This is a genomic window from Streptomyces sp. NPDC093085 (genome assembly GCF_040683935.1).
Lineage (GTDB): Bacteria > Actinomycetota > Actinomycetes > Streptomycetales > Streptomycetaceae > Streptomyces.
This window is the reverse complement of record NZ_JBFBFB010000012.1, coordinates 35457-47616: the sequence shown is the minus strand read 5'-3', so window position 1 is coordinate 47616 and position 12160 is coordinate 35457. Positions and strand designations below refer to the sequence as shown.

The 12160-nt window shown below is 73.3% G+C and carries 9 protein-coding genes; 6 read left to right on the top strand and 3 right to left on the bottom strand.

The features are described 5' to 3' along the window. Positions 1 to 189 precede the first annotated feature (189 nt). Positions 190 to 2076, top strand: a complete 1887-nt coding sequence (locus AB0O07_RS27270; protein ID WP_365637949.1) for a long-chain fatty acid--CoA ligase — start codon at positions 190 to 192, stop codon at positions 2074 to 2076. Positions 2077 to 2580: 504 nt separating this feature from the next. On the opposite strand, the gene AB0O07_RS27265 is transcribed toward AB0O07_RS27270, so the two are convergent. Continuing rightward, positions 2581 to 3174, bottom strand: coding sequence for a response regulator (locus AB0O07_RS27265; protein WP_365637947.1), 594 nt, complete (start codon positions 3172 to 3174; stop codon positions 2581 to 2583). 713 nt (positions 3175 to 3887) lie between these two features. Between AB0O07_RS27265 and AB0O07_RS27260 the strand changes: the two genes are divergently transcribed. The 3 genes from AB0O07_RS27260 to AB0O07_RS27250 all read left to right on the top strand — a co-directional run bounded on the left by AB0O07_RS27260 (position 3888) and on the right by AB0O07_RS27250 (position 8009). Then, entirely contained in the window at positions 3888 to 5819 is a 1932-nt protein-coding gene (locus tag AB0O07_RS27260) for an ATP-binding SpoIIE family protein phosphatase (protein ID WP_365638244.1), read from the top strand. A 244-nt stretch (positions 5820 to 6063) separates the two neighbouring features. Further along, positions 6064 to 7296 carry a radical SAM family heme chaperone HemW gene (gene hemW, locus AB0O07_RS27255; RefSeq protein WP_365637945.1) on the top strand — a complete coding sequence of 411 codons (1233 nt, stop codon included), beginning with the start codon at positions 6064 to 6066 and terminating at the stop codon, positions 7294 to 7296. A gap of 101 nt (positions 7297 to 7397) precedes the next feature. Then, complete coding sequence (locus AB0O07_RS27250; protein WP_365637942.1) at positions 7398 to 8009, top strand: Uma2 family endonuclease; 612 nt, start codon at positions 7398 to 7400, stop codon at positions 8007 to 8009. Here AB0O07_RS27250 and AB0O07_RS27245 read toward each other — a convergent pair. Together AB0O07_RS27245 and AB0O07_RS27240 are read right to left on the bottom strand one after the other, a co-directional pair. Beyond that, entirely contained in the window at positions 7987 to 8823 is an 837-nt protein-coding gene (locus AB0O07_RS27245; protein ID WP_365637939.1) for a DUF3097 domain-containing protein, read from the bottom strand. The genes AB0O07_RS27250 and AB0O07_RS27245 overlap by 23 nt on opposite strands. 34 nt (positions 8824 to 8857) lie before the next feature. Then, entirely contained in the window at positions 8858 to 9652 is a 795-nt protein-coding gene (locus tag AB0O07_RS27240; protein WP_365637937.1) for an MBL fold metallo-hydrolase, read from the bottom strand. A gap of 233 nt (positions 9653 to 9885) precedes the next feature. Here AB0O07_RS27240 and hrcA point away from each other — a divergent pair, with 233 nt between their 5' ends. Next, complete coding sequence (hrcA, locus tag AB0O07_RS27235) at positions 9886 to 10902, top strand: heat-inducible transcriptional repressor HrcA (RefSeq protein ID WP_365637935.1); 1017 nt, start codon at positions 9886 to 9888, stop codon at positions 10900 to 10902. After that, positions 10903 to 12039, top strand: coding sequence for a molecular chaperone DnaJ (gene dnaJ, locus AB0O07_RS27230; RefSeq protein WP_365637934.1), 1137 nt, complete (start codon positions 10903 to 10905; stop codon positions 12037 to 12039). The last annotated feature ends 121 nt before the right edge of the window (positions 12040 to 12160 follow it).

Genomic DNA, 12160 nt, shown 5'->3' with positions numbered 1-12160 from the left:
GCCCCCATGCCGCGCGCTGGGGGCCCGTAGCCGTGTCCGAGGTCAACTGCCTGCCGACATCCCCTTACAAACGGGGCGGGCGCCCTTTACCCTGAGCCCCAGAATTCCCTGGTTACTCGTCGGTCAGTTACTCGCCAGTCTCAATTCAGCAGGCACGTCGGCAGCGCAGCCGCGGGCCCGGAGGATGCCGTGAGCGACACCCAGTACGTGATCGAGAACCGGCCGCCCTCCGTGGCGGCCCTCTTCCTGGAGCGCGTGGCGGCCACGCCGGACGCGGAGGCCTACCGCTACCCCGTGCCGGCCGCCCGCCCAGGCCCCGACGAGTGGCGCTCGCTGAGTTGGGCCGAGGCGGCGGAGCGGGTGTACACGGTGGCGGCCGGGCTGATCGCGCTCGGGGTACGGGCCGAGGAGCGGGTCGCGCTGGCCTGTGCCACCCGTGTCGAGTGGATCCTCACCGACCTCGGGGTGATGTGCGCGGGCGCCGCGACCACCACCGTCTACCCCTCGACCAACGCCGAGGAGTCCGCGTACATCCTCTCCGACTCGGAGAGCCGGATCCTGGTCGCCGAGGACGCCGCCCAGCTCGCCAAGGCCCGCGAGCGCCGCGCCGAACTCCCCGGCCTCGCCCATGTCGTCGTGATCGAGGCGGCCGACGCCGTGCCCGCCGATGGCGACCCGGACGGCTGGGTGCTCTCCCTCGCCGAGCTGGAGAAGCGCGGCGCCGCGCTGCTGGCGGAGCGGCCCGACGCGGTCCGGGAGCGCATCTCGGCGATCACCGCGGACCAGCTCGCGACGCTCATCTACACCTCGGGCACCACCGGCCGCCCCAAGGGGGTGCGGCTCCTGCACGACGCCTGGTCGTACATGGCCCGCGCGCAGGCCGCCACCGGCCTGATCGGCGCGGAGGACGTCCAGTACCTCTGGCTGCCGCTCGCGCACGTCTTCGGCAAGACGCTGACCTCCGGGCAGATCCAGGTCGGCCATGTCACCGCGGTGGACGGCCGCGTCGACAAGATCATCGAGAATCTGCCGGTGGTCCAGCCGACCTATATGGCGGCCGTGCCCCGCGTCTTCGAGAAGGTCTACAACGGTGTCGCGGCCAGGGCGCGGGCCGGCGGACCCGCCAAGTACAAGATCTTCCAGTGGGCGGCCGGTGTCGCCCGCGAGCACGCCAGGACCGCGCAGGACACCTTCCGCCGTACCGGCACCCGCTCCGTTCCGCTCGCCCTCGGCGCCCGCCACAAGGTCGCCGACGCGCTCGTCTACGGCAAGCTCCGCGAGGCGTTCGGCGGCCGGCTCCGCGCCGCCATCTCCGGCTCCGCCGCGCTCGCGCCCGAGATCGGCTACTTCTTCTCCGGCGCGGGGGTCCACATCCTGGAGGGGTACGGGCTGACCGAGAGCAGCGCGGCCAGCTTCGTCAACCCGGGCGAGGCGTACCGTACCGGCACGGTCGGCAAGCCGCTGCCCGGCACGGAGGTACGGATCGCCGACGACGGCGAGATCCTGCTGCGGAGCCCCGGGGTGATGGCCGGATATCACGGGCTGCCCGAGCTGACCGCCGAGGTGCTGGAGCCGGACGGCTGGCTGCACACCGGGGACATCGGCGAGCTCTCCCCGGACGGCTATCTGCGGATCACCGACCGCAAGAAGGACCTGATCAAGACCTCGGGCGGGAAGTACATCGCCCCGGCCGAGGTGGAGGGGAAGTTCAAGGCGGTCTGCCCGTTCGTCTCGCACATCCTCGTGCACGGCGCCGACCGGAACTTCTGCACGGCGCTGATCTCGCTGGACGAGCCGACCCTGCTCGACTGGGCCGCGGAGAACGGCATGGCGGGCAAGGCGTACGCCGATGTCGTCGCCTCGCCGCAGACCGTGCGGCTCGTCGAGGGGTATGTACGGCGGCTCAACGAGGGGCTCCAGCGCTGGCAGACCATCAAGAAGTTCCGGCTGCTCCCGCGCGACCTCGACATCGAGCACGGCGAGCTGACGCCCAGCCTCAAGCTCAAGCGGCCGGTCGTGGAGCGGGCGTACCGGGACCTGATCGAGGAGATGTACGAGGGCACGCGCGAGGCCTGACGGCACGGGGCGGGGGGCGGAGCCCTCGCGGTACGGGGCGGGGCGGAGTCTCGCGGTACGGCGTGGGGGCGGCGCAACGCGTACGGCGTGGGGCGGCGTTCACGCGTACGGCGTGGGGGCGGGCGCCTTGCGGTGCGGCCTGGTCGTGCATCCCGGTCGCGTGATCCCGTCGTGCGGCGGCCGTGCCACCCCGCTCGCGCACCCACGGTCGCGCGCCCCCGCCGTGCGATCCGGCCGCGTGGGCCGGGGGCCGCTGCCCGGTTACCGGTCGGTCGCAGGGAGGTACGGGCGCGACAACTGCCCGATCGGGCGGGGCCGCAGGGGCAGAGTTCGCTGCCCCATCGGTCTCGCCCGCCCCGCCGGCGGCCTCGTACGGGGCGCCGGGAGTGCCGTCCTCGCCGCCCTGGGGCCCTCCGGGGCCGGGCCGGGCCCTGTCCCCAGACCCTGTCGGCCGGGCGCTGTCGCCCCCGGGGGGCCGGGGGGCAGGGGCAGGCGGCCGGCGGTCTAGGTGGCCGAGCGGCGGCGCAGTTCGCCCAGGGACTCCTCGATACGGGCCAAGTGACCCCGTACATCCGTCAGATCCGTCAGATGCTCCGGCGCGTCGCCGCGCAGCGCGTCCTCGATCTTCGTCAGCCGTCCCGCGACCTCCTCCAACTGCTCCTGCTCCCGCGCCAGCGCCCGCTCCAACTGGCGGTTCTTGCGGTGCAGATCCAGGAAGACGCTGACCTTGGCCCGCAGCATCCACGGGTCGAAGGGCTTGGTCAGGAAGTCCGCCGCGCCGGTCGCGTACCCCCGGTAGGCATAACCGCTGTCCGAACCGGGGCCGTTCAGAAAGATGATCGGAATGTCCTTGGCCCGGTCGATCCGCTTGATCCGGTACGCGGTCTCGAAACCGTCCATGCCCGGCATCCGCACGTCCAGCAGCACCAGCGCGAACGGCCGGTCCGCCAGCGCGGCCAGCGCCTCCTCGCCCGAACGCGCCCGTACCAGCGGTTCGTCCAGCGAGGCCAGGACCGCTTCGAGCGCGATGAGGTTGTCCTCCATGTCGTCCACGAGCAGGATCCCCGCGCGCTCCGTGCTGACCACACTGCCGTTCATGTGCCGATCATCCTTCTTGCTCCGCGTTCGGCCTACGTCTTTCGGCCAGCCAGGCAAGAATGCTCGGTCCCGAGGGGTTTCGCAGGCGGTTCCGCTTCTTTGCTCCGCCGTCCGCGCCACCCACCGCGCCACCCCTCCCGTACAGGCCCTCCGCACGGGCACATCCCGCTGTCAAGACCCGGGGGCGAACTCCGCTGACTTCCCTGACTCGGTGCGTAGGATTGGCCGCCGTCTGTCACTCTGTCGGGATCGTAAGCGGCACAACGCCAGAACCCGGATCAGGAGCCGCAGTGGGGCCCATTCCGATCCCGCGTGCATCCCGTCACCGTCCGGCACCCAAGGTGCCGTTACGGAGGGACACGCGGTCCATCTCCCGTACCAGCCTTCCCGGCGACTCGCTCGCCCCGTCCGCCGCCCGCCGTTACACGCGCGGGGTGCTCGCGGAGTGGGCCGCTCTCGGCCTGCTCACCACCTGTACGTTCTGCCAGGGCCGGGGGGACGCCCGGGGGGACGACCCGGGGGACCGCTGTCCGCCCGGCCGGCACAGCACCGATCTCCTCGCGGACGACACCGTCCTCATCGTCGACGAACTCGTCACCAACGCGGTCGTCCACGCCGGTACCACCGTCGACCTGTTCTTCCGGCTCGAACTCCCCTCGGACGACCCCACCCACGAGATCGTCGACGAGGGCATCGACGAGATCGCCGGTGACATGCCAGGGGAGTCCGGGTCCGAGGACCCGGGCGAGGAGGTGTCCGGCGAGACGCCCGCGCTGGTCCTCGAAGTCTCCGACCGCCACCCCGCGCGGGCCGTCCAGGGGGAGCCGTACGGGCCGCCGCCGGCCGGGGTCCCCGAGTACGGGCGCGGGCTCCAGCTCGTCTCCGCGCTCGCCGAACGCTGGGGCATCACCTACCGCGCCGGCCGCAAGACCGTCTGGGCCCGGCTCCCGCTGGACGGCAGGGAGCCGGAGCGCGGCGCGGCGGAGCCGGAGAGCGCGGAACCGGAACCCGGCTTACGGGACCCCGCCGAGCCGGACCACGGGCGAGCCGCCGAGCCCGGGGACGGCGCGGGGACTCCCCGGGGCAGCGACCCGTACGGCGACCCGTACGGCGACCCGTACGGCGACCCGTACGGCGGCCCGTACGGCGCCGAGCCGCCGTCCCCGCACCCGCTTCCTGCGGTCCGGCGTACGGTCCGCGACGACCCCGCGTGGGACGGGCAGGGCGCGCTCTCCTTCCTCGCGGAGTCCTCCGAACTCCTCGCTGGGCAGCTCGACGAGGACCTGGTGGCGGCCCTGGCCGGGCAGCTCCTGGTGCCACGGCTGGCCGACTGGTGCGCGGTCTGGCTGTACGTCCAACCCGACGGCGCGGGCCCGGCGGGCCCCTCACGGCTCGCCCGCGTCTGGCACGCCGACGAGTCCCGGATCGAGCCGCTGCGCACGGTGCTGGAGAAGGAGCCCCCGACGCTCCCGACGGAGGTACGGGGCACGCCGTTACGGGTGGCGTGGCCGGGCTCGGAGGGACCCATCGGGGGTGGAACCCCCGTCGAGGGCGGCGGCCCGGCCGGGGTGGGTGACCCGGTCCCGATGGACGGTCCCGACCGTGGCCCCGTCGGGGGTGGCCGCCCCGTCGTGGCGGAGGGGGCGGAGGGGGCGGCGCTCGCGTGCCGGCTCGTCGCGAACGGGCGCGCCCTCGGGACGCTCCTGCTCGGCCGCGTCGGGGAGGACGCGGTCCCGGGCGAGGTGGTCTCCCTGGTCGAGGACTTCGCCCGGCGGGTCGCCCTCGCCGTGGACGCGGCGCGCCGCTACACCCGCCAGGTCACCATCAGCCGGGTCCTCCAGCGCGGGCTGCTCCCCACCCAGGTGGCGCGGATACCGGGCATCGCCAGCTCCCTCGTCTACGAGCCGAGCGGCGAGGGACTGGCCGGCGGCGACTTCTACGACGTCTTCCCCTGCCCGCCCGGCGACCGCTGGTGCTTCATGCTCGGCGACGTCCAGGGCAGCGGCCCCGAGGCCGCCGTCGTCACCGGCCTCGCCCGCCCCTGGCTGCGGCTGCTCGCCCGCGAGCACGGGGTCGGCGCGGTCCTCGACCGGCTCAACCGGCTGCTGCTGGACGACGCGACCGAGGCGTCCGAGGCGGCGTCCCTGATGGCCGTCGTGGCGGCGGGCGGGCCCGAGGCGCCGCCCGACGCGCTCGCCGGCCCCGCCGGGCCGCCGGAGGCCCGCCAGGCGCGCTTCCTGTCGCTGCTCTACGGCGAGCTGGTGCCGCTGCCGGAAGGCCAGGGGGTACGGTGCACCCTCGCCAGCGCCGGGCACCCGCTGCCGCTGCTGCTCCGCCCGGACGGCACCGTGCGGACCGCCGCCGAGCCACAGGTGCTGCTCGGGGTGATGGAGTCCGTCGCGTACGAGAGCACCACCTTCACCCTGGAGCCCGGGGACACGCTGCTCTGCGTCACCGACGGGGTCACGGAGCGCCGCTCGGGCCGCCGCATGCTGGACGACGGCGACGGGCTCGCGCGGGTGCTGGAGGGGTGCGTGGGGCTGCCGGCGCACGGAGTGGCGGAACGAATACGCCACGCGGTCCACGCCTTCGCCGACACGCCCCCACGGGACGACCTGGCGCTGCTGGTGCTCCAGGCGGAGTGAGCGGGGACGGGCGTACGGGGCGTACGGGGCGGAGCGCGGCCCGGGGGAGGGAGGCGGGGCCAGGGAGGCGGGGCCAGGGCCGGAGCGCGGTGGGCCCGTACGACCGCCCCTTACGCGTGCCTGTACGACCGCCCCCGTACGACCGCTCCGTAAGACCCCACCCCACCCCGCTCCGCCCGCCGGCGTACCCCGCCCGTCGCATCCGCCGGTCCGCCTCGCCCCACGCATACGGGACACTGGGGGCATGCCTTCCGCACTGCCCGACGGTGACCCCATGCCCGAGACCGGAGCGCTGCCCCGGACCGCCCTGGCGGGGGCGGCGGACCGGCCGCTCGGCTTCTATCTGCACGTTCCGTACTGCGCGACCCGCTGCGGCTACTGCGACTTCAACACCTACACCGCGACCGAGCTGCGCGGCTCCGGCGGGGTGCTGGCCTCCCGCGACAACTACGCCGACACCCTCGCCGACGAGATCAGGCTGGCCAGGAAGGTCCTCGGGGACGACCCGAGGCAGGTCCGTACGGTCTTCGTCGGCGGCGGCACCCCGACCCTGCTCGCCGCCGACGACCTCGTACGGATGCTGGGGGCCGTCCGCGACGAGTTCGGCCTCGCGGACGACGCGGAGATCACCACGGAGGCGAACCCGGAGTCCGTGGACCCGGCGTACCTCGCCGCCCTCCGCCAAGGCGGCTTCAACCGGATCTCCTTCGGAATGCAGAGCGCCAAGCCGCACGTCCTGAAGGTCCTGGACCGTACGCACACCCCGGGGCGCCCCGAGGCGTGTGTCGCGGAGGCCCGCGCCGCCGGGTTCGACCACGTCAACCTCGACCTGATCTACGGCACGCCGGGGGAGAGCGACCGCGACTGGCGCGAGACGCTCGCGGCGGCGGTGGGCGCCGGCCCCGACCACATCTCGGCGTACGCGCTGATCGTCGAGGAGGGCACCGGGCTCGCCCGCCGGATCCGGCGCGGCGAGGTCCCCATGACCGACGACGACGAGCACGCGGACCGCTACCTCATCGCGGACCAGCTCCTCGCCGAGGCGGGCTTCACCTGGTACGAGGTCTCCAACTGGGCCACCACCGAGGCAGCCCGTTGTCTGCACAACGAGTTGTACTGGCGCGGCGCGGACTGGTGGGGCGCGGGCCCCGGCGCGCACAGCCATGTCGGGGGCGTGCGGTGGTGGAACGTGAAACACCCCGGCGCGTACGCCCAGGCGCTCGCGGAGGGCCGCTCCCCGGGCGCGGGCCGCGAACTCCTCACCGAGGAGGACCGCAGGGTGGAGCGCATCCTGCTGGAGCTCCGCCTCGCCGACGGCTGCCCCCTGTCCCTCCTCCGCCCGGCCGGCCTGACCGCCGCCGCCCGCGCCCGTGCCGACGGCCTCCTCGCCCCCGGGCCGTACGCGGCGGGCCGCGCCGTCCTCACCCTGAAGGGCCGCCTCCTGGCCGACGCCGTCGTCAGGGACCTGGTGGACTGATCACTCCCTGGGGTGAATCCCGGCGGATCGGGGGGCGGCTGCTTACGCTGGTTTCCTACCCTGCCGCTAACAGAAGCGGCGGAATGTGGAGGTTCACGGAGATGACCGCTGTGGATGAGCGACCGATCACCGACACCGCCGCCGAACGGCGCCAGAGCCTCGAAACCGACTTCGCGCGGCTTGAGGTTTCCAAGGCGGTCAAGGCGGAACTCCTCAGGGGCGAAATCGTGATGATGGCCGGGCCCGACTGGGTCCATAACTTGATCGTTCTGTTCGTAGAGCGACAGATTCCGCTCGACAACTGGTACCCGGTCCAGACTCAGGACCTCTCGATCCCCGGCGAGTCGACCCAGCCGCAGCCGGACCTCGTCGTGGTGGAGCACGGCGCCTTTGACGGCCCCGGTCATCTTGTCCCTGCTCCGGCCGTCACTCTGGTGCTTGAGGTGGTCTCCAAGAGCAGCATCGACCGCGACTACGGCGTCAAGCGTTCGATCTACGCGGCAGGCCGTATTCCCGTTTACCTGATCATCGATCCGATGGCGGCGCACTGTGTCCTGCTCACCCAGCCCAGGGGCAGCGGGGAGGAGGCGGACTACCAGGTGGAGCGGACCTCCAAGTTCGGAGAACCACTGCCCCTCGACATGCTCGGGATCAACTTGGACACCACCAGGTTCGGGACGCTTCCGCCGATCAGGACGCACCGCCGACCGTGACGAAGTCGATCAGCTCCTCCACCCGGCCCAGCAGCGCGGGCTCCAGGTCCCGGTAGGTGTGGACCCGGGAGAGGATGTGCTGCCAGGCCGCGCCGGTGTTCTCCGGCCAGTGCAGGGCGCGGCAGACGCCCGTCTTCCAGTCCTCGCCCCTCGGGACCTTCGGCCAGGCGTCGATGGCGAGCGAGGACGGTTTCACGGCCTCCCAGACGTCGATGTACGGGTGGCCCACGACCAGGACATCGGGGCCGGTGACCGACGCGGCGATACGGGACTCCTTCGAGCCGGGGACGAGATGGTCGACCAGGACGCCCAGGCGGGCGTCGGGGGCCGGGGCGAACTCGGCGACCACGGACGGAAGATCGTCGATGCCGCCCAGGTACTCCACGACCACGCCCTCGATGCGCAGGTCGTCGCCCCAGACCTTCTCGACCAGCTCCGCGTCGTGCCGGCCCTCCACATAGATCCGGCCCGCCCTCGCCACCCGGGCGCGGGCGCCGGGGACCGCGACCGAGCCGGAGGCGGTACGGGCCGGACCGCCCCCGGAAGCGCCCCCGCGCGCCGGGCGCGGGCGGACCAGGGTCACCGGGCGGCCCTCCAGCAGGAAGCCGCGCGCCACCATCGGGAAGACGCGGTGCTTGCCGAAACGGTCCTCCAGGGTGACCGTCGGCCCCTCCGCGCTCTTCTCGCACCGGATCACCGCGCCGCAGAACCCCGTGGTCACCTCCTCGACCACCAGATCCGGCTCGGCGGGGACCTCCGGCGCGGGGGTGGACTTCTTCCACGGGGGCGTCAGATCGGGGCTGTAGCTGCGCATGGGCCCGACGATATGCGGGCGTAAGCGGCCGGGGCTACGACGGCGCCCCCGACCCGCCGAACTGTTCGGCCAGCGCCGCGCGTTGCGCCCGTACGAACGCCGCGTCGACCACCGCCCCGTGCCCCGGCACGTACACCGCCCCCTCGCCGCCCAGCGCCAGCAGCCGGTCCAGGGCGGCCGGCCACGCCTCCGGGACCGCGTCCCGGCCCGCCTGCGGGGCGCCCGACTCCTCCACCAGGTCGCCGCAGAAGACCACCGGCGACGCCCCCGGGAGCCCCGGCCGCGCGCCCGAGGCCACCGGCCCCGCGCCCGGGACCAGCGCCGCCAGGTCGTGCGCCGTGTGCCCGGGGCCCGCGTTCACCAGCACCACCCGCTGCCCGCCGCCCAGGTCCACCGTCACCTCCTCCCCGTCCCCGGCCCCGACCTCGTGCCCGGGGAGCACCAGGCGGGCCACCGCCGCCCGCGCCGCCGCCTCCGGCACGCCCTCCCGTACCGCCTCCGCACAGAGCTCCTCCGCGCCCGCCCCCGCCAGCAGCTCCGCCATCCCCGCCGCCCCGTACACCGCCGCCCCCGGGAACGCCACCGTCCCGAGCACATGATCGAAGTGCGGATGGCTCAGTGCGACATGGGTCACCCGCCGCCCGCCCAGCAGCGCCCGTACCGGCACCGCGAGTTCGACCCCCTCCGCCGGGGAAGACCCCGTGTCGTACAGCAGCGCACCCCCCTCCCCGCACACCAGACCGACCGTCGCGTCCCACCCCGGCAGCCTTCTGCGGCCCACTCCGGGAGCCAGCCGCTCCCACCCGTGCTCTTCCCAACGGACGTCCATACCGGGACGCTACGGGAGACCACTGACAATCGGCGCCGGATCCGCCGGGTACCGTGGTCGGCCGACCTTGCTCGGGGCGCACCTCACGGCCGTACACTGAACCGGTGGGCGCTGGCACTCGCCGGAAGCGAGTGCCAAGGCGGCCGGCCGGACGACCGGCGGGGCGGGCAGTGCGAACGCCCCGGCGGGCACGGGACGACGGACGAGACGGACGACATCGGGAGGTGTGCGCCATGCTCAGCGAACGCAGGCTCGAGGTGCTGCGGGCGATCGTCCAGGACTACGTCGGCACGGAGGAGCCCGTCGGCTCCAAGGCCCTCACCGAGCGGCACAAGCTCGGTGTCTCACCGGCGACCGTGCGCAACGACATGGCGGTGCTGGAGGACGAGGGCTTCATCGCCCAGCCGCACACCAGCGCCGGGCGCATCCCGACCGACAAGGGCTACCGGCTCTTCGTCGACCGGCTGGCCGGGGTCAAGCCCCTCTCCCTGCCGGAGCGCCGCGCCATCCAGAACCTGCTCGACGGCGCCGTCGACCTCGACGACGTCGTGGCCCGTACGGTACGGCTGCTCGCGCAGCTCACCCGGCAGGTGGCCGTCGTCCAGTACCCCTCGCTGACCCGCTCGACGGTGCGGCATGTGGAGCTGCTGGCCCTCGCGCCCGCCCGGCTGATGCTCGTCCTGATCACGGACACCGGACGGGTCGAGCAGCGCATGGTCGACTGCGCGGCACCGTTCGGCGAGACCTCCCTCGCGGATCTGCGGGCCCGGCTCAACAGCCGGATCGTCGGACGCCGCTTCACGGATGTCCCGAGGCTCGTGCAGGACCTGCCCGACTCCTTCGAGCAGGAGGACCGGGGCACCGTCTCGGCGGTCCTCGCGACCCTGCTGGAAACCCTGGTCGAGGAGACCGAGGAGCGGCTGATGATCGGCGGAACCGCCAACATCACCCGCTTCGGACACGATTTCCCCCTGACCATCCGGCCGGTGCTGGAGGCGCTGGAGGAGCATGTGGTGCTCCTCAAGCTGCTCGGCGAGGCCGCGGACCCCGGCATGACCGTACGTATCGGGCACGAGAACGCCCACGAGGGCCTCAACTCCACGTCCGTCGTCGCGGTCGGCTACGGTTCGGGCGACGAGGCAGTCGCCAAACTCGGCGTGGTCGGACCGACCCGCATGGACTACCCCGGAACGATGGGAGCGGTACGCGCAGTGGCACGTTACGTCGGACAGATCCTGGCGGAGTCGTAAGTGGCCACGGACTACTACGCCGTACTCGGCGTACGCCGCGACGCATCTCAGGACGAGATCAAGAAGGCATTCCGCAGGCTCGCGCGCGAGCTGCACCCGGATGTCAACCCCGATCCCAAGACGCAGGAGCGGTTCAAGGAGATCAACGCCGCCTACGAGGTGCTGTCGGACCCGCAGAAGAAGCAGGTCTACGACCTCGGCGGCGACCCGCTCTCGGCGGGCGGCGGTGGCGGCGCGGGCGGCTTCGGCGCCGGCGGCTTCGGCAACTTCTCGGACATCATGGACGCGTTCTTCGGGACCGCGTCCCAGCGCGGCCCGCGCTCGCGGACCCGGCGCGGCCAGGACGCGATGATCCGGCTGGAGATCGACCTCAACGAGGCGGCCTTCGGCACGACCAAGGACATCCAGGTCGACACCGCGGTCGTCTGCACCACCTGCTCCGGCGAGGGCGCGGCCCCCGGCACCGCCGCCCAGACCTGCGACATGTGCCGCGGCCGGGGCGAGGTCTCCCAGGTCACCCGCTCCTTCCTGGGCCAGGTCATGACCTCGCGGCCGTGCCCGCAGTGCCAGGGCTTCGGGACGGTCGTCCCGACCCCGTGCCCCGAGTGCGCCGGCGACGGACGGATCCGCTCGCGCCGTACGCTCACCGTCAAGATCCCCGCGGGCGTCGACAACGGCACCCGGATCCAGCTCGCGGGCGAGGGCGAGGTCGGCCCGGGCGGCGGCCCCGCCGGGGACCTGTACGTGGAGATCCACGAGGTCCCGCACACGACGTTCCAGCGGCGCGGCGACGACCTGCACTGCACGGTGACCATCCCGATGACGGCGGCGGCGCTCGGCACGAAGTGCCCGCTGGACACGCTGGACGGCATGGAGGAGATCGACGTACGGCCCGGCACCCAGTCCGGCCAGTCGATCCCGCTGCACGGCCGGGGCATCACCCACCTGCGCGGCGGCGGCCGGGGCGACCTGATCGTCCACGTCGAGGTGATCACCCCGACCAAGCTCGACCCGGAACAGGAACGCCTCCTCCGCGAACTGGCCCAGCTCCGTGGCGAGGAACGGCCCACGGGCCAGTTCCAGCCAGGGCAGCAGGGGCTGTTCTCGCGGTTGAAGGACGCGTTCAACGGGCGGTAGGCCCGGCGGCCCCGGCCGCTGGGGACCGTGTCCCTCCGTACACCGGCCGAGGGCCCGGGAGTTGCCCGTAAGGGGCCCCGGGCCCGTGGCCGGAAGAGGCCGATTCGGAGGTGCCGTCGTG